The following is a 19165-nucleotide window of genomic DNA, read 5'->3' as shown; positions in this document are numbered from 1 at the left end:
TGATCATATGTACGGTTTTATCGTCAATAAGCATTCAGGAAATGGGAGAGGAGCAAAGATATGGGAGAAAGTGGAGTCGATTTTAAAAGAGCAACATATCCCTTATACTTGTAGAATTACTCGGCGTACAGGGCATGGCACTCAACTGGCATATGACCTGATGAAAGAAAATGATCCGAAAGTGATTGTTGCAGTAGGCGGTGACGGTACAGTCAATGAAGTGCTCAATGCATTGGTAGGTTCAGATGTCCCTTTGGGCGTTTTGCCGACGGGATCTGGAAATGACCTTTGCAGGGAACTGAACATCCCGTTGAATTGGAGAATGGCATTGAAACATGTGTTGGAAGGTAAGGCGAAATTAATTGACGTAGGAGAGGTACTGAAACACAATGGTGAGCCCCGTTATTATTCTACAGTAGCCGGGATCGGTTTTGATGGCCAAGTAGCCCTGGCAACGAATGAGTCGAAGTATAAGGGTATCATGAATATGTTGCGGATGGGCAAAGTCAGTTATGTATTAAGTGTATTGAATGTATTAAGGGAGTACACGCCATCGAACATAATATTATCGATGGATGGACAGCGTAGAATGTTTTCGAATGTTTGGCTTGTGGCGGTAGCAAATTCGAGCTTTTATGGTGGGGGAATGAGAATATCGCCTTGCTCAAAAGCAGATGATGGATGGCTGGATGTATGCATCGTCTCTGATCTGAAGAGATGGGAACTGCTCAAGTTGTTTCCACAAGTTTATAAGGGAAAACATATTGATCACCATGGTGTCGATACATTTCGGTGTAAAGAGATCCAAGTCGAATCTGATGTCCCTTATATCGTACATGCAGATGGTGAAATCCTGGGACAAACCCCTTTGACCATCCGGAATAAACAAAGTTGTCTCTATGTTGTTAGAAAACCTACTTTTTGAGTTTGAAAAACAACTCGTCATACTCAAATTCATATAAGGCCATGACAGTTTTTTTCAGTTTATCCATAAAGCCATCAAAAAAGAGTTGCAAGCATACCGCCCCCTTTATAAAAATCATAATTTTTTATTTCTTTTCAATATCTTGGATAGGTATTGAAAAACTTCTCACCATTGCATCGATTGTAAATCGATCTCTGTAACGATAGAAAGTGAACAGCGATATACCCAAGGCCATGATTGAAAAGATTTTCGTTTCAATTTTCATTCTATACCCCACCATATTGTATTTTTCTCTTATAGTGTGAAGTTTTAATTTAGAATATATGTATAGATAAAATAAGTTCCAATAATCCCCACCAAATGAAAAAAGACTTCCTCTCCTTTTCATCAATGGACACCTTAACTTCCTGGATCATTCTAATGATGGATCGGCGGGAGGCTTGCGGAATTTTCTTTTTTCAGAGAAACATGTAGGTTTGTTTTGCTATCGATTGAAGCAAAGAAAACTTCATCAGAATTCAACACGCCTAAACCCCTTAATTGCATCTTCAACCAATCATCGGTAAGGTTCAATTCAGCAAGGACATCCTTGTGCACTTTTCCGTCGACAATTAGAGGATACGCCAGTCCCGTATGTTTTTTTACAATATTCAGATCTTCTATTGTAACCTCGGATTAAAGGGTACCCCGATTCCAATAATAATCAATATCGAGGGAACGAATATCCTGTACTCAATCAATTTCTTATTAATATGAATCCTCCCCTTTTCTTTACTCCCGCGTTTTCTTTTTATTCTCTCCTTAATCGAGAAATTATTATAACGCTATAAAATTAGGTTCCCATTGACCATTCCATTAAACTTCTCATCAACTAAAAAACGCAAGTGATTTATTTGCAAAATCACTCGCGTTTCATATGTGTTCGAATTGAGGAACATCAAGCTCCCTCAAAAATCTCCTTTAATACACCTACAAAATAATCGATTTCTTCTTTTGTAGTCGTTAATGGCGGAAGGATCCGAACCACATTCGGACCCGCTACTAATATCAGTACGTTTTTCTCACGCGCTTTTTCAAGAATCGAGATCGCCTGACCACTGATTTCCATTCCTAAAAGAAACCCTTTTCCACGTACTTCTTTTACTTCATTAAACTCTGCCTTCAGCTGTTCTAATTGATCCTTAAGATAATGTCCGAGAATGAACGCTTCATTAATGACATCGCTTGAAACAAGGTGGTTCACTGTCGCAAATCCGGCCGATGACGCCAGCGGATTCCCGCCGAATGTACTGCCGTGGGTTCCTGGCCCGAAAGCTTCAGCTACTTTTGCTTTTGAAATAATCGCACCGATCGGAAAACCGGAGCCGAGGCCTTTTGCAACTGAAATCACATCCGGATCGATTCCGTACTGTTCATAGGCAAATAACGTTCCTGTCCGGCCCATTCCCGTCTGGATCTCATCAACCATCAACAGGATGTCGTTCGCATTGCATATATCCTCAAGCTGCTGCATCCACTCCACGTCAGCCGGGTTTACTCCACCTTCACCTTGGACGAGTTCGACTAAAACAGCACACGTTTTATCGGAAGGAAGCTGGTTCAACGCTTGGACATCATTGAAAGGAAGATGGCGGAACCCCTGAAGCATTGGTGCAAAACCGTCTTGGAGCTTCGGCTGGCCTGTCGCAGACAACGTCGCCATCGTACGCCCATGGAATGATTGATTGAAGGTTACGATTTCGAATGCTTCCTCTTTACCCTTTACTTCGCGCGCGTAACGTCTTGCCAGTTTGATCGCTGCCTCATTAGCCTCTGCACCACTATTACAGAAGAAAACCTGATCGCCGCAGCTATGCTTTACCAACAGCTCGGCCAACGCCTCCTGCTCAGGGATGTGATAAAGATTCGAGCAGTGCCATAGCTTTTCCAACTGGGCATCTACCTGTTTTTTCACCACATCCGGGAGGTGTCCTAAATTGCACGTCGCAATCCCCGATGTGAAATCGAGATACTTGTTCCCTTCCTGATCCCAAACATAGCTTCCTTTCCCTTTTTCAAGCGTGATCGGAAACCGGTTGTATGTTTTCATTAGGGGAGAATGTTCTGTGAGTAGTTCAGTGGACATTTGCCACCTCCTCAGCCAATATGATTTTAGTTCCAATTTCTTTTCCTGTACAAAAATCGATCAACGCATCAGCAGTCATCCCGTTGATGATCGATACTTCAGGAACACCATGCTCAAGTGCATCGATCGCCGATTTCACTTTCGGGATCATCCCTCCAGTTATCACATCGTTCTCCATCAGTTCTAAGATGGCATCCTTCGTCACCTTATGGAATACCTTCTTTTCTTCACCTTCTTCTACATAAAGCCCTGGAATATCACTGATCAAACAAAGCTTTGCACCGAGCGCTTTCGCCACTTCTGCAGCGGCGATATCCCCGTTGATGTTGTACCGTTGACCGCGTTCATCGATTCCCAGCGGTGAAATGACCGGGATATACCCATGATCTCCAAGCTGGGAAATCAGCTTCGTCTCGACATGGAAGATCTCTCCGACAAAACCGAGATCAACAGGGCTCTTCAACTTCCTCGCTTTTAACAACCCACCGTCGACACCGCTCAAACCGTATGCATTCCCGCCTGCTTCCACCAGATGCCTGACAATCTGTTTATTGACTGATCCACTCAGTACCATTTCGACGACATCAAGCACCTCATCCGTCGTTACACGTAGTCCGTTGACAAAGGTCGTTTCCGTGCCCATCTTTTTCAAAAGGGATGAAATGAGCGGTCCTCCGCCATGGACGATGACCGGCTGCACTCCTAGCTCTTTCTGCATTAGGACAATATTTTCATAAAACGATTCAGGTAACGCTTCCAAAACACTTCCGCCACATTTAATGACAAGATAGTTCATCAGCTTCCTCCTTAAGTTCGATAAGACGCGTTGATTTTCACATAATCATAAGACAGATCACAGCCCCATGCCGTCGCTTCATATCCACCTTGATTCAAATCCACGTAGATATGCACATGTTCCTGCTTCAGATAGTCTGTTGCTTCTTCTTCACTGAATGGTGATGGCAGCCCGTTCCCGACCACTTGGATATCGCCGAGGGAGACGCTTACCTTATCCGGATCAACTTTCTCCCCGCTATAACCGATTGCACATACGATCCTTCCCCAGTTCGGATCCGTCCCATAAATCGCGGTTTTTACAAGGTTGGAAGAGATGATCGCCTTCCCGACAGCACGGGCGGCAACACCATTTCTAGCCCCTTTCACATGGACCTCGATCAGTTTTGTCGCCCCTTCACCGTCTCGGGCTATTTTTTTCGCAAGCGACGCACAGACCGATTTCAAGCCTTGTAAAAAAACAGCCCAATCCGGATGGTTTTCATCAAGCAGATTGTTCCCTGCTTTTCCGTTCGCCATCGTAAGCACCATGTCATTCGTACTCGTATCACCATCAACCGTAATCATGTTGAACGTCTCATCCGTCACCTGACGCAATGCGGTTTGCAAGCTCTCATGTCCGATATACGCATCCGTCGTGATGAAACCGAGCATCGTAGCCATGTTCGGGTGGATCATCCCGGATCCTTTCGCGGCACCTCCGATACTTACCGGCTTACCATCAATCTCAAATTGAACAGCATGATGTTTAACCGTCGTATCTGTCGTAAGGATCGCTTCCTCAAAATTTGCTACGCCCTCGTGATTTTTCGCAAGGATATTTTTAACACCGGACTTGATCTTATCCATCGGCAATTGGACACCGATGACACCCGTCGAAGTGACAGCAACCTGATGGTTCTCAACACCGAGCTCTTCCGCAAACAATTGTTGCATCTCATAAGCGTCCTTCAGTCCCTGATCACCTGTACAAGCATTCGCATTAGCCGAGTTTACGAGTACTGCCTGGATCTTGTTCTCGACCGCGATGCTTTCCTGCGTGACTAGAAGGGGTGCCGCTTGAAAAAGGTTGGTCGTATACACACCGGCTGTTACGGCTGGAACTTCTGATAAAACATAACCGAGATCAAGACGCGTTTTCCGGAGTCCACAATGGAGGCCTCCAGCCGTGAATCCCTGCGGGGTTGTGACACCTCCATCTTTAACACCGATGATTTCATTCGTTTTCATTGCTTGCATCATCATTCCTCCTCCCGATTATGGATAGATAGGGACATTCGTAAGCCCTGTCTGTTCGTCCCAGCCTTGCATCAGATTCATGTTCTGGATCGCTTGCCCTGCTGCACCTTTGACAAGATTATCGATTACAGAAACGATCATCAGCCTTCCGGTCCTATCATCGACCTTGAAACCGATGTCGCAATAATTGCTTCCGTACACCTCTTTCGTTGCAGGGATGATTCCTTCAGGCCTGACACGTACGAAAGGATGGTCCTTATAAAAGGTTTGGTATAACTCGATGATTTCCTCAGTCGTTTTCCCGAGCGTCATATTCGAATAGATCGTGCACATGATGCCTCTAGTCATCGGCACGAGGTGAGGCGTGAACGATACCTGCAAATCCACCCCGCTCTCTTTAGCAAGGATTTGTTCGATTTCTGGTATGTGCTGATGCTCTGCCAGCTTGTAAGCTCTGAAGTTCTCATTCGTTTCTGAAAAATGAGCTTTCAAGGAGACGCTTCTCCCTGCCCCGGAAAGACCAGACTTTGCATCTATGATGATGGATTGTGGTTCGATCAACTGTTCTTTTAAAACTGGTATGAGTGCTAACAACGTGGCTGTCGGATAACAACCTGGATTTGCAATCAGCGTTGCGTTCTTCACTTCTTCTGTATAAATCTCGCTTAGCCCGTAGGCCGCCTTTTCTGTGTATTGCTGCGGTGGTGCAGATTTTTTATACCACTTTTCATAAATTTCTGGGGAATCCAGCCTGAAGTCACCCGCGAGATCGATGCATTTTACGTCTTGTTCCATGAATTGCGGGACAAGTTTGGTACTGACTCCTGATGGCGTCCCGAAGAAAACGAGATCTACCTCTTCACTGACTTTCTCTACATCCATTTCAGCAAAGGAAGTTTTGATGATGTCGGATAGATGCGGGTAGATTGATTGAAGCTCATTGCCGCTGTTCGAGTGGGAAACAATAGTGGAAATTTCAACTTGAGGATGGTTGTTTAGCAACCTGACCAGCTCGACTGCCCCATAACCGGTTCCTCCGATAATTGCTGCTTTCAAATGACTCCATCTCCTATCTGCTGTTCTGCTTGCTATTTCGGATTATTATACATACATAAGTATTTTTATTCAACAGTATTTATAAAAATTCTTTAATAAAGCGCTTACATTTTATATCCGCATACAATTATTTAAATAATAATACATTTTTTGGAACGAGTTTCAGAATTAAGGATTTAAAGATAATTTAGGGATTTTAAAGATAATTCCAGAAATTTAAAGATAATTTAGGATTTTTAACGATATACCTTCATTTTTAAAAGATAATGGAGATTCTGTTTCCTCGCGGGCATGGCCTACACGCTTATTGATCTTTTTAAAAACAAAAAAACCGACTCGGAACCAATTTCTTGATCCGAATCAGTCTTTTTGAATAGCTTAAAATTGATTTAGCGGGCGTTAGGGAATACACGGCGGATTGTTTCGTTGAATTCTTCAAACAGACCTTGTACCGGTTCTCCGCGACCGAACTTTTCTGCGTAATTTGCAGAGCGGTCAAAGAATTCCGGATTCGTTGAAACGAAAACGTTATTAATATCCTGGTCAGTCGCCTTTACTTGGTCGGCAATCTTTTTCTCAAGTTCTCTTGTCACTTCACCTTCAGCTTGTGTCCCAGTCGTAAGCTGTGCTGCCACATAAGCATTCTCATTTGTGACGAACACATTCGCATCTTGGACTTCAGGCAGATTCGTGATCTTGTCTGCGGCTTTTTCAGCTACTTTGACACGTTGATTGTTCATGACACCGGCACCATTGTCATTATCATCAATGACCCCATTATCACGATCGCCGATATTCTCAGTTTCAGCTCCGTTTTCATTCATGTCATCCCCATTGTTCCCCATGTTACAAGCAACAAGTGCAGTAGCGAAAAGACATGCTACCAGCAAAAATTTTGTTTTCAAGAACATCTGAATTCCTCCTTAAGTGTGATTTCCAATTTCCACCTTAGTTTGAAAGGTTCAATGGAAAATTATACATATATTTTTAAAAATTACATAGAAATGAACAAATAGAAAGAAATAGGCTCAATGGACATGTTTCACCAACATAGAATGACAATAAAGTTCGATCAATTTTAAGGAGTGCTTATATGAACGGGAATCCATACCACGAAGGCCAGCAGCCTCATTGGGGACAACAAGAAGAATATTATCACCAGCAAGCTCACGGTCCACTATATCCTCAACTGAAGAACCAAACATTGATGACGGTCCGGCCATTCGTTGGATACGGCCTGGAGGAAGCTAAACATACCTCGTATAGACATGCGATGACGGAAGTGGCAGCAATCAGTTATTTGATCGGAAGGGGCTTCCATCCAAGGATGGCACACCAAATCGTCGAGTCATGGGAAGTAAACGAACACTTTTGAATATTTGCCAAAATAAACAACCTCCGAAACTGCTCGGAGGTTGTTTTGGTGGATCTATAATAAATATATGGCTGCGATTTGCAACCCGAGTTCGACAGTCCCTAGGTAAACGAAATGGGCACAAACCCATGCCAAATAAGGGGTTATGCCCATTTTTTATTCAAAAACGTGTGTAACTAGGATTTCGGCTGGATATCAACGACCTTTGGAGGTGTCTCCAACCCAAGTGCCGCAAAGGTTTGACGTTGTTTTGATGTTAACGTTGTGCGCTGATATAGGTCTCCATCTTTTGTAGAAAAATGTCCTAAATGTAATCGATTCATTTCTTTCCGTAGTTGTTCCCAGGTTTCATCGGTTTCAACTTCGATAATCCGAACGAGTAAGAGTGCCAACCAACTGATTAGTACATGAGATCGAATTCGATCCTCTAGACGGTGATACATCGGTCGAAGCCGAAGGGTTGATTTCAAAGTTCGAAACGCATCTTCTACGTCTAAGAGTTGCTTGTAGCCCAGTGCGATATCTTCTAAGGAAAGCGTGTCATCCGATGTACGAATCAAATACTTCCCATCGTATTTCGCCGCATCTCGAACAGCTTGTTTGTTCAACTTCAAGGTACCATCTTTCAATTGGCGAATGTACTTCCCGTATGTGCCATGGGCATGAAGGCGGCAAGCTTCTTTTCGGTGGGCCTCATTCGGAAGTTGCTTGAGATCCGATAGCTTCATTTCAATCGTCTCTACAATCTTTTCCCGTTGAGCTTGATCTCGTTTCGCTTCTATCGGATTGTACGCAATGACATACCGTTTACGTGCCTCCCCGTTCCCAATAATAGCTTCTTTAACCTGAAGGTTCTGTCGGATCTTTTGAAATCGTCCGCGTTTACTAAGGGCTTCTTCAACGTCTTTCTTCCCTGAACGCATGCGTTCACCAATGATGTAATGACCGCCTGTTCGCTGGAGGATCCGGAGGTTTTCTTCTGAGGAAAATCCGCGATCAGCGACTTGTATGACTCGTCCAAGTTTCCAGCCTATCAAATCTTTTTTCACTTCTTCAATTACGGTCATATCCATCGTATTGCCAGGCCATGACCAAACACGAATCGGAATGCCTTCTCGGGTGACCGCAAGCCCGATTACGGTCTGCACAAGGTCTGAACGTTTATCTTTTGAGAATCCTTGTTTGCGGAATGTTTCATCTTCCGGCACCTCATCCGGTGCTACTTCGAAGTAGCTGGATGTGGTGTCAAAATAAAGAAGATCGACCTCCAAGTTCAATAGGTCCGAGACCGAATGGAAGACACGTTCTTCCAACTCAGACTGAACGGCTAGAAGTTCATCCATCGCACGATAAAGCTGGTGGCTGTGCACTTCTTTCACCCCAGGGATATACACATCTTCAGATACCCATTCTTCCATCGCCAGTTTACTCGAAGGAGAAAGACCACGGTTCGCTACCATTGTAAAGATCAGCCGTTCGAGATCGACAGTGTGTTGTCTCGAAGAGAACACTTCCTCGAGGATACTGTCCATGCCGATTTTCTTCCACAACTGATCAAATAGCCAGATGCCACCGATACTTTTCGACGACTGGAAGAGAAATTCTGCGACATCACTAATCTTTTCTTTCGACTTCAACGCAGCTTCAGGAGAAAGGAATCTCGAAATACTCTGTGCCAGACGTTCCAGGACGGCGGAATCGACTTGTTCTTCCCGACCGAAGGAATAAATCACCTTTGCTTTCGCATATTTGGCTTTCGGATCCCATTCATTATGAGCGAGTTGAAGGTACGCGGTTGTAGTTCCATTTTTATTTTTACGGGTTACGCGTCTTATGTACATACCTATACAATAAACTATTATCACCTATATGTAAAGGTAAATATCAGTAAACGTGTGCCTATGAAGAAATCGAAAAAAAAGCACAATTCCCCGGAATCCTTGATAGATAAAGAACGTCTATCATAGATTTCTGAAAATGTGCCTATTTACTGTCGAACTCGGGTGCAAGTACGCTTGGACAAAGAGATAAAAAACGGCTGCATACGCAATATTGAATTGGAAACCGTTCTTGAAGATACTGAGTCCATTTTCACTGCTCAAAACAATCGTCGGCAGTATCAATGGAGATAATAATGCCGAAATGACACTTCCTGAAGTGATCGATAACACTAACAACTCTGGCGGATAAGGCAGGGATATATTTTGCAGGACACCACCGACAAGCACCAGCACTGGTAAAGGACCGATCCCACAAAAACTTAGAATCATCGGAACGAAAGGCAGTATACTTAAAAGATTCATATAGGGAATACTTTGTTCAATGAACAGAATGCCGTCGATCAACTTCTTTCCCCATCCAGACAGATTCAGTGCAACAATCACAAATCCCACAGATAACAGGATACTGAACTGTTGCGATTTTGCCTGGAGATACTCGTTGAAATAGAATCTGATATTCTTTTTCAAACTTATGTATCTCCTTTTAAAGAGGAAATACAGGAGGGTATAAATTAGGATCACCGGTGGAATGAGAACGAGTATCTCCAGCCGAAAAACAGAATGAAAGCAAAAAATGGTCCCGAAGATGAAGATGAATAAACCAATGAATTCGATCACTTCACGACTCAACTTTCCTTTACTTTTGGACTTTATCACTTTATGGATTTCCTCTTGAATCCCTGAAGTGATATCAATTTTGTAATGTTTCTCTTCAAAATATGAAAACAGTACTGCAAGAAGGATGGCGCAAAATGATATAAATGCCCCTTGGACCATGGAAATCCATAAAGAGGCATTCAAAAAGTTGACGATGAAAGCAAAACTAGGGATACTGATGACCCAAAGGGTACATAATGAGAAAGCTCTCAATATAGCGGTACCTTTGAAGTTTTCCCATGCTTCCCCTTCCTTGTTGCCTAAAAATCCTTGTATGAATTGATAGACTGTCTGGATCGATCCAAAAAGCAGGAAGAAGGATAAGACTTGTGTGATGATCATCAGACCAAAATAAAACCTTCTGCTGGTATTTAAAAAATCGCCCGCAAAAGACATGATTTTAACGATATATGGCTCTTCATCCAAGATCCAACTTATAATCGGAACAATCAATAACAAGGCGATCAGACTCGTCATCTGCCTGAACCCTTGTAGTACCCCGTCAACGATCGAGGTGTGGGATGCAATCAAGATGAAAAAAGAGAAGGCCAACAGGAATAGCGGCAGGAGTCTTTTTTGGGCAGACAGATGGATCAATGAAAGCATCAACGATAATACACCCAGTAATGAAAGGGCCATCTGTAAATAATCATGGGGAAATATACGATCCAGATAAAATATGACAATATATAAATTGATGACCATTGCGTATGTAAACAGGATTACCCTCTTCATAATTGATAACTCCCAGCAACTCTTAATTTAAACTCGCCAAAATATAGGTGGAATAAAAATATCCCCTCTATTACAAGGGAATAAGAAAAGAGGTAAAAAAGCAACCCCAGTACTGTGTATTAGCGTTAAAGGTTACTTTTTTAATGATGTTTGATATATCATAAATTACCTTATTTTAAACGGAATTTCTATTAAAACGGCTTAGAATAATCCTATGAACCATTCAAACGTGACCCAGATAGTCAAGGCAGTCGTCAGTGATAAGACGACATTCTCTAACCAGTTGTTTTTGTATTTACCCAAATGCGAGGTTTTATTCGTCAACATCAGGAGTCCGAAAGCGATGATCGGAACGATGACTCCTTGTAACGCGTTGACGAATACCACCATGGCCACAAAGCCCGGCATACCAGGTATAGACCAGATGATAGGCGAAATGAGAATGAAGAGACTGACCCATTTGAACATCGGGTCGTCTTCGAATTTACGACCATATTTTTGACGACGTTCCTTTTTTATCATGTGCAGACAATCAATGACCAATTTAGGATATCCATTGGCGAATCCAACTACACTGCTGTAGAGGATACCGAAAACGCCTAAATAGAATACAAGGGCACCGAAATAACCCATGTGTGTAGATAACGCTTTCGAGATGTCATCTAATCCACTTACCTGGATCCCGTTCGGTCTTAATACCTCCGCACCTACTACCCACAGTGCCAGGTTGATGATGATCGCAGCGGAAATGCCAAACAGCAGATCATACCGTTGTATCTTCAGATATGCGGGACTGTTCCACCCTTTCTCTTTTGCATAATACGGATATAGAAAGTTTGTAAGGGATCCACCAACTGCACCTATCAATGAAAGCGCTATCAAAAACACGCTGAAGACACCTTGATTTTCTGGAACCCCAAAACCGATCGTCCCTCTCAAAATCCCTCCGAAATTCGGAACTGCATATATGGCGATTCCAAGGAATGAGATCGTCATGACACCGAGTAACAATTTCATCAAATTTTCGATAGACTTATAGACATTTCGACCGATGACAAAGAGACTTATCAAGACAACACCGCATGACCATAGGAATGGAGATCCGAAATTAAAAATCCAGGAAAGAGCTTGTCCTGCTCCACTTATCATGTAGGAATTGATCAGATGCCCGATGATCAAGGTGGAGATCATGAAAAACCACGGGAAAAATCGACCTAGGCTTTGATATCCCTCAAGTATGGAGTTCTGTTCAATGTTACATAGTTCATAGCGCGCCATTGCATTGACAACGACAAAACGAATGATCAAAGACCCGGCAAGGATCCACATAAGATCATATCCATAGTTCGCGCCTGAAACCGATGAACTGACAAGATCTCCTGCCCCCATCATCGCTAATACGGCTACAATTCCTGGTCCAAATTGACGTACTGTTTGTAAAAACTTATTTTCTTTCTTTTCAACCTCTTGTTCAACTGGAATATGTTCATACTTTGGTTCCAAATTAGATCCTCCTTTAGGCTAGTTCGATTGAAATGACAAGAAACGGTCTTCGATCATTCTCAAATCCATCACAAACCGCGGCCATTTTAAAGAATCTTCTGAATATTTATACGCTGCCACACCGACATTGAGATAAACTAAAGTGTGGCTCGATGAAACCAAGAATCGATGAAATCACTTATTCAAATGGCTCATCACATTCTCCCTTGTCCGATTAATATGGTCCTTCATCCGCTTTTCAGCCAATTCAGAGTCTCTTGCCTCGATCGCTTCAAAAATCTGTTTGTGTTCTGCAAAGCCTTCTCTGATTTCGATATTCAATTTCAATGCTCTGGCGCGAAAAGCTTTATCGAATGAAATAACCGTCTTAAGGGTATTTTGTATGACCGGGTTTTGAGCTGCATCACGGATCATCGTATGAAATACGGTATTTTCTTTTTTCAATTCTTCCCTGTCCTTTTGTTTTGCAAGTTGTTCCATCACTTTGATTTGTTTTCTTAACCTGTCCAAATCCTTTTCAGAAATTTTCTTCGCTGCAAGGTTGGCAGCCAAACCTTCCAAGGAGGCTTTCAACATCAAGACTTCTTCAATAGAGGTATCCACTAATTCAGAGACGATGGTACCTTTTCTGGGAAGGGTGATCACCAATCCTTCATGGGTTAATATTCTCAGTGCCTCTTTTACCGGTGTGGTACTGATCCCCATCTTCTCCGCAAGCTCCCGTTCCTTCAAACGCTCACCTGGCTTTAATTCGCCAGCTATGATCGCTTCCCTTAAAGATTCAATTACGATATCGCGCAATGATTTAATCTGATTCAAATTCAGTGTTAATAACGAATCCTTTCTCTCTTCCATAATTCCACCACCCGATCGTTAAATTTTCCTCTATCTATTCAACCATTGACTTCCTCTTTTTTTGACAATGCACCAGGATTGAGCAATGATGGCGGCCGCTTACCTTGGAGACCTTCCAAGAAATTTTTAGTGGCAATCTTTTCCATTTCATATCTAGTTTCATGTGTAGCCGAACCTATATGAGGCAAAGTCATCACATTCGGCATCTCCAGAAATGGATGATCTTTTGAGATAGGTTCCTTTTCGAACACATCCAATCCGGCAGCATAGATCAGTTTATTTTTAAGGGCATATACCAAATCATCTTCATTAACCGTTAGTCCTCGCGAACCGTTGATGAAGATCGCCGTTTCTTTCATAAGTTTGAATTGGTCCAATCCGATCAATCTTTTCGTTTCAGATGTCAATGGGGTCATCAAGCAAACGAAATCCGATTTTTTCAACAAATCATCCAGCGAACAATAAACAGCGCCGTATTCTTTTTCTGCTTGTTCATTCCGTGACCGGTTATGGTAAAGGATATCCATATCAAATCCTCGACGTCCTCTTTTGGCGATAGCAGCTCCTATTCTACCCATGCCGATGATTCCAAGCGTCTTATGGTGTACATCAACGCCAAATAACGCTTCATCGACAGATTGATTCCATCTTCCTTCTTTCACATAACGATCAAGTTCAGCCATTCTCCTTGCGGTTGCGAGCAGAAGGCCAAATATCGTATCTGCCGTTGTATCTGTCAGTACATCCGGGGTATTGGTCGCCATGATCTTTCGCTTTGTCAATTCTTCTATATCAAGGTTGTTGAAGCCGACTGAAATATTACTGACAATTTTTAAGTTCGGTGCTTTGTCCAGAAATTCTTTGTCGACTCTCACTCCAGAACCAAGCACACCTTCTGCCTCATTCAAGACCTCAGGAAGATTCGATCTGTTCAAACCTTCCGGAAAATAGTGTACCTGGCACGTTTCTTTTATCTGTTCTAAAATGTCTTCGGGAATTTTGTTATGCACGATGACGATTGGCTGCATCGTCTACCACCTCCTTTTCCTATCATATCGCGTTCCAATAAAAAATCTATAGGGCTGAGACCAAATAGAACATCAGCCACTCTTTACAACTCCTCTTAATTCATCGATCGTCCTGCGTACTGAAATTTGTTGCGGATCTGTCCGAACCTCTATTACACTCGGTTTCCCTGATTTCAATGCTCGCTTTAGTGCGGCAGTGAAATCATCATTAGACTCTACCCGTTCACCATGACACCCCATCACTTTAGCCATTTCAGCAAAATCGGGATTGGTCAGATCCGTGCCGATCACTCGGTTGGGAAACTGTATTTCTTGATGCATCCTGATGGTGCCATACATATTATTATTTGCCACAACCGCAATGACCGGTATGTTGTAGCGTATGGCCGTTTCCAACTCCTGCATCGTCATCATGAAGCCGCCATCCCCAGATAGACAGACCACTTGCTTATCCGGTCGGGCCAGTTTTGCGCCGATTGCTGCTGGCATTCCATAACCCATGGCTCCGGAAGTTGGTCCAACATATGTCCCTTCGTGAATGAAAGAATAGTATTTTGCAAGCCACCCGAAAAAGTTCCCCGCATCATTAGTAATGATCGTGTCTTCGGGCAAAACATCCTTCAAATCTTTGATCGCACCAGCCAGATCGACATACTCATCGTCTTTCAAGGTTGGAATTTCACGGAACTTCACGTATTCCTCTCGATAAAACTTGACCCTTTCCTGCTTTTTCCTGTCTAGTGCAGGTGCCTCTGTAATAGCGAACAAGTCTTCAATGAACTGCTTTGCATCAGAAACAATTCCTGTATGGGGCTTATAAACCTTGTTCAATTCATGCGGAGAAATATCGACATGAATCAATTTAGAGGACGGATTCATTAACGTATAATCTTGGGTGGTTATCTGTGAAAACCTTGTCCCGATAGCGAGAACGACATCAGATTCTTTTATACAATCAAGCAGGTATCCGGGTGTACCAAGGCCTAGTGAACCCGCATAATGACGATCGTCATTCGGGAATGCATCAAACCTCCTGAAAGCAGTCATTACCGGTGCTTGCAATTTATCCGCTAAATCAGCCAACCGACCGGAAGCTTTTGAAGTACAGATACCACCTCCGGCAATGATGACTGGCTGATTTGCTGAGGTCATCATATCTTTAACCTGTGCAACCGCATCCCTATTTGGCCTCGGGTCAGAATAGATCCTGGAGCAATGGAAGGAGAATTCAGCGGTTTCATCGAGAACATCCTGTGGTAGTGAAACAACGACAGGACCAGGCCTGCCAGACCTTGCAACATGGAATGCCCTAGAGACCAGTTCATCAGTACGGGAAGCATCCCTGATTTCAACCGACCATTTTACCAGGTGTCGAAAATATTGCTCCAGATTCACTTCTTGAAATGCTTCTCTTTCCTGATAATTCCGTTCAACCTGCCCGATAAAAGCGACTATCGGTGTTGAATCCTGTTTGGCTGTATGCAGTCCGATGGATAGATTTGTCGCACCTGGACCCCTTGTCGCAAAACAGACCCCGACTTTCCCGCTTGCTTTTGCATAGCCTTCCGTCATGAAAGAAACCCCACCTTCATGGCGACCGCTTATCAATGAAATCTGATCTTGGTCATTCAAGGCATCCATGACACTTAAATAACTTTCCCCCGGTACACAAAAAGCTTTCTCGACATTTTCTTGGATCAGTACTTCGACTATTGCCTGTGCTGCAGTCAATTTCGCCATTAAGAATCCCCCTCTAGCTTGTCATACGGTTTCTACTCCAGTTCGAAGCAGTCCCCAGCCACTCAATATGTTTTCAAGCCCTTGCCTATCTTCAGCAGATAATGCGTCAACTGGCTCTCGTGTCACACCGGCCGTGAAACTGATACGCTCCAGCGCCTCTTTGATGACGATCACATTATTGCCATTATTGTTTTTCGCCCTCAGTTCTTCAAATGGAAGGGTATCTTCCCAGACCCGCCATACGGTTTCATGATCATCATTTTTCAAAGCTTCAAGCATCAAGAAAGATTTTTCTGGAGCGATATTGATCAACCCGGACGTGAATCCTGTGGCTCCGGCATGGTAAAAATATGGAGCCCACTTTTCAGCCGAACCGCAAATCCATGTGATGCCGTCCTTCCTCGGGTATTCCCGTACTGTTTTTGTAAACCTAGGAAGATCGTTGATCGCGTACTTTACACCGACCAAATTTTCCAGAGGTGCCAAATCAATTAGAATATCGTCACTTAGATTAGGATCTTTAAAATAAAGGACTACTGGAAGATCGATATTTGTGATGATTTCTTTAAAATAGGAAACGGCTCCGGAATCGGTCACATAGGGATGGATAGGCTGGTGGATCATCACACAGTCCGTCCCAGCATTTTTGGCCGCCTTGCCAAGCTCTATCGCTGTCGGGACTGAATAACCGATTCCAGCCATCACAACTGCTTTCCCGTCTACATAATCAACTACTTTTTCAGTCACCTCTTTCACTTCATCAAGTGTGAGTGCATAGAATTCACCCGTATTCCCGCATGGTACAATCACTTCTGTACCATTTGCGATCAAAAAGTCGATATTCGCTTTCAAACTGTTCCAATCAATCTCTTTCGTATCCTTATAAAAAGGTGTCAGATTGATAGCCGATATCGTCTCTAATTTTTTTGCCAACTCTAAATGCTTCATATTAACGTTCCCCCTTTATTGGTTTATTTTAGATAGACGGGCCTGTTCGATGTATTGGGAAAATGCCTGATTGATCAAGGAAGTGACTGTCAGACAAACATAGTCGGCTCCCCATGCTTTCCTAGCCTGTGCCCCTTTTGCATCTTTCGTATGGATACCGACTTTCACCCCATATGATCGTGCTGTTTCATGAATCTTATCAATCGCCTTCAATACCTCAGGATGATCGATCCTGCCCCCGAATCCTAATGAAACGGATAGATCAGTCGGTCCGATATAGACGACATCGATTCCTTGTACACTTAGAATACCTTCAATATTTTCCATAGCTTTTGTGCTTTCCAAATGTACACAGACAAGTGATTCCCGATTTGCTTGTGACAGGTACTCATGGATTGGAATGGTGCCATACCTGGCTGCTCGCATTGAAAAAGCGGCTCCCCTTTTTCCAAAAGGGGGATACTTGACAGCCTGCACCACCCTTTCCGCCTCTTCCTTGGTATCAACTTGTGGAACATGGACACCGTGGGCGCCCCGATCCATCATTTTCAAGATTTCACTCGGTTCACTGGAGACAACTCGGACAAGCGGTGTCAACCTGACCAATTCTGAAGCGATAACCATATGTTCGACGTTTTCAGGTGTCAGCATCCCATGTTCATTATCAATCACTGCAACATCAAAATGGTTATAACCAGCCATTTCGATCACCTGGGTGGAAGGAAATCCGACAAATACACCAAAGGTTGTATCCTCTGCAGGATCAAACAACTTCCGCTTGAATTGATTGTGGAACATTACTTCAACCCCTCCTTGTATCACGTGTTTTATAACAACACCTTCATGGACTTACGAAGCTATATTGGTCGGGACCTCTTTTCAATTCAAATTGGTATACATAACAATCAAAATGAAAGTAAGCGCTAACATTTTTAACCGGCAAATGGAATTCTTCATAATGAATGATCTTGGGCAGAAAATCTAAGGAGTGAAAAACAGTCAGTTTACTAAGGATGTAATAAGCAGAGGAAGTCAATATTTACAAAAGGGGTAACCCAACATAACAAACGTATATTTAGTGATGTCAGATATATCAGATATCATTTAATGTAAGGTAAGATAAATGAAAAGTCAACCGTTTATTCCGAATTTTTAGAATACTTTCTTGTTCATTTGACATTAATCAATCGCATAATGTCTTAAGGGGTGAAGTGAAGCGTCAAGTCAGCAATCACTGGATAATGGTCACTTGGAAAACGACCGTCCTCCCGCTCATCCAAAATTCCGATTTCATGTACAGTCACTTTTCCTTTAGATAGGATCCAGTCGATACGATCCTTTGGTCCCCCGCCTGTCGGATCACGGAAAGCATTGAATGTACCTAGACCTTCGTTGATCCTTCTTTCTGCTACCTGCCACAAATCTACTAAAGGTCCCTCTTTTGTCAGCTTTTGATGGACGACACTATCCGGACCCACATTAAAATCCCCCATCATCAGAATCGGTAAAGCTGGATCGAATTCCTTCAGCTTCTTTAAAATGAGTGTGGTACTTTTCTGCCTGGATTCTTCTGATATATGATCCAAGTGCGTATTTACAAAATAGAACGATTGGTTCGTCTGATGGTCAAGGAACTTCACCCAGGTCACCATTCTCGGATTGATGTTGCCCCAAGATCTAGAACCGATTGTTTCCGGCGTGTCAGAAAGCCAATAATGGTCATACTCCAAAGGTGTGAACCGTGTTTTCCTATAGAAAATCGGCATGAATAATCCTTTACTGCCACCTTCCTTTCCCAGTCCGATCCAGTCGTATTCTGGTAGATCAGAAGCCATCTCTTTAACCTGCTGATAAAGAGGTTCCTGTGTTCCGATGATATCCGGCATGTGGCTTCGGATCACCCTTTGGACTAACGGCCTCCTTCCATCCCAATTATAGGGGGACGGAACCGCATTGTTCATGAATCTGACATTGTAGGTCATCACCCGTAAATCCAGATCAGACGAGCCTTCCTCATAGATCGCCATTGTAGTTGCCGGACACAGAATCAATTCAGCCAGGATCAAAAATCCTAATGATAAAAGCAGAAAAGCTTTCTTCATCAAATCACCCCACAGAAATGCTATTGTTAGCATGCCTTAAGGGAGCTTTTTTACAACAAAAAAATTCCGCCCCATGATTTGG

General features: G+C 43.1%; 18 protein-coding genes. 2 read left to right on the top strand and 16 right to left on the bottom strand.

Going from position 1 to position 19165, the window contains the following annotated elements:
* The first annotated feature begins 7 nt into the window (after positions 1-7).
* Positions 8-925: a diacylglycerol/lipid kinase family protein gene (locus ACJROX_RS08730; protein WP_408010362.1), complete on the top strand. Its 918-nt coding sequence runs from the start codon at positions 8-10 to the stop codon at positions 923-925.
* 124 nt (positions 926-1049) lie between these two features.
* Here ACJROX_RS08730 and ACJROX_RS08725 read toward each other — a convergent pair whose 3' ends face one another.
* The 7 genes from ACJROX_RS08725 to ACJROX_RS08695 form a co-directional block, all read right to left on the bottom strand.
* Positions 1050-1190: a hypothetical protein gene (locus ACJROX_RS08725; RefSeq protein ID WP_408010361.1), complete on the bottom strand. Its 141-nt coding sequence runs from the start codon at positions 1188-1190 to the stop codon at positions 1050-1052.
* Positions 1191-1342: 152 nt separating this feature from the next.
* On the bottom strand, positions 1343-1573 hold the full coding sequence (locus tag ACJROX_RS08720) for a YetF domain-containing protein (protein WP_408011613.1): 231 nt from the start codon (positions 1571-1573) through the stop codon (positions 1343-1345).
* 289 nt (positions 1574-1862) lie between these two features.
* Complete coding sequence (locus tag ACJROX_RS08715; protein WP_408010360.1) at positions 1863-3050, bottom strand: acetylornithine transaminase; 1188 nt, start codon at positions 3048-3050, stop codon at positions 1863-1865.
* The gene (gene argB / locus ACJROX_RS08710) at positions 3040-3846 is read right to left on the bottom strand and encodes an acetylglutamate kinase (RefSeq protein WP_408010359.1); all 807 of its coding nucleotides are present in this window, start codon (positions 3844-3846) and stop codon (positions 3040-3042) included. Before argB ends, ACJROX_RS08715 begins: the two co-directional genes overlap by 11 nt.
* 11 nt (positions 3847-3857) lie before the next feature.
* Positions 3858-5084: a bifunctional ornithine acetyltransferase/N-acetylglutamate synthase gene (argJ, locus tag ACJROX_RS08705; protein WP_408010358.1), complete on the bottom strand. Its 1227-nt coding sequence runs from the start codon at positions 5082-5084 to the stop codon at positions 3858-3860.
* Between the two features lie 18 nt (positions 5085-5102).
* Positions 5103-6140 (bottom strand): N-acetyl-gamma-glutamyl-phosphate reductase, encoded by a 1038-nt coding sequence (argC, locus tag ACJROX_RS08700; RefSeq protein WP_408010357.1) that lies wholly within the window; start codon positions 6138-6140, stop codon positions 5103-5105.
* 389 nt (positions 6141-6529) lie between these two features.
* On the bottom strand, positions 6530-7051 hold the full coding sequence (locus ACJROX_RS08695; protein ID WP_408010356.1) for a YhcN/YlaJ family sporulation lipoprotein: 522 nt from the start codon (positions 7049-7051) through the stop codon (positions 6530-6532).
* A 182-nt stretch (positions 7052-7233) separates the two neighbouring features.
* On the opposite strand from ACJROX_RS08695, the gene ACJROX_RS08690 reads away from it, so the two are divergent.
* Positions 7234-7515 carry a hypothetical protein gene (locus ACJROX_RS08690; protein ID WP_408010355.1) on the top strand — a complete coding sequence of 94 codons (282 nt, stop codon included), beginning with the start codon at positions 7234-7236 and terminating at the stop codon, positions 7513-7515.
* A 176-nt stretch (positions 7516-7691) separates the two neighbouring features.
* Here ACJROX_RS08690 and ACJROX_RS08685 read toward each other — a convergent pair whose 3' ends face one another.
* The 9 genes from ACJROX_RS08685 to ACJROX_RS08645 all read right to left on the bottom strand — a co-directional run bounded on the left by ACJROX_RS08685 (position 7692) and on the right by ACJROX_RS08645 (position 19083).
* Entirely contained in the window at positions 7692-9356 is a 1665-nt protein-coding gene (locus tag ACJROX_RS08685) for an IS1634 family transposase (protein WP_408010354.1), read from the bottom strand.
* 120 nt (positions 9357-9476) lie between these two features.
* Positions 9477-10907 carry a hypothetical protein gene (locus ACJROX_RS08680; protein ID WP_408010353.1) on the bottom strand — a complete coding sequence of 477 codons (1431 nt, stop codon included), beginning with the start codon at positions 10905-10907 and terminating at the stop codon, positions 9477-9479.
* A gap of 201 nt (positions 10908-11108) precedes the next feature.
* The gene (locus ACJROX_RS08675) at positions 11109-12410 is read right to left on the bottom strand and encodes an Nramp family divalent metal transporter (RefSeq protein ID WP_408010352.1); all 1302 of its coding nucleotides are present in this window, start codon (positions 12408-12410) and stop codon (positions 11109-11111) included.
* 174 nt (positions 12411-12584) lie between these two features.
* Positions 12585-13265, bottom strand: a complete 681-nt coding sequence (locus ACJROX_RS08670; RefSeq protein WP_408010351.1) for a GntR family transcriptional regulator — start codon at positions 13263-13265, stop codon at positions 12585-12587.
* A 38-nt stretch (positions 13266-13303) separates the two neighbouring features.
* Positions 13304-14293 (bottom strand): 2-hydroxyacid dehydrogenase, encoded by a 990-nt coding sequence (locus tag ACJROX_RS08665; RefSeq protein WP_408010350.1) that lies wholly within the window; start codon positions 14291-14293, stop codon positions 13304-13306.
* A 72-nt stretch (positions 14294-14365) separates the two neighbouring features.
* A complete protein-coding gene (locus ACJROX_RS08660; RefSeq protein WP_408010349.1) occupies positions 14366-16033 on the bottom strand; it encodes a thiamine pyrophosphate-dependent enzyme in 1668 nt (555 codons plus the stop codon).
* 21 nt (positions 16034-16054) lie between these two features.
* A complete protein-coding gene (locus ACJROX_RS08655) occupies positions 16055-16981 on the bottom strand; it encodes a dihydrodipicolinate synthase family protein (RefSeq protein ID WP_408010348.1) in 927 nt (308 codons plus the stop codon).
* Positions 16982-16996: 15 nt separating this feature from the next.
* On the bottom strand, positions 16997-17779 hold the full coding sequence (locus ACJROX_RS08650; protein WP_408010347.1) for an HpcH/HpaI aldolase family protein: 783 nt from the start codon (positions 17777-17779) through the stop codon (positions 16997-16999).
* Positions 17780-18180: 401 nt separating this feature from the next.
* Positions 18181-19083, bottom strand: a complete 903-nt coding sequence (locus ACJROX_RS08645; RefSeq protein ID WP_408010346.1) for an endonuclease/exonuclease/phosphatase family protein — start codon at positions 19081-19083, stop codon at positions 18181-18183.
* Between the last annotated feature and the right edge of the window lie 82 nt (positions 19084-19165).

Source organism: Pseudalkalibacillus sp. A8, from assembly GCF_045920555.1.
Lineage (GTDB): Bacteria > Bacillota > Bacilli > Bacillales > Fictibacillaceae > Pseudalkalibacillus.
The sequence above is the reverse complement of the archived record's forward strand: the minus strand, read 5'-3'. Positions and strand labels throughout refer to the sequence as shown.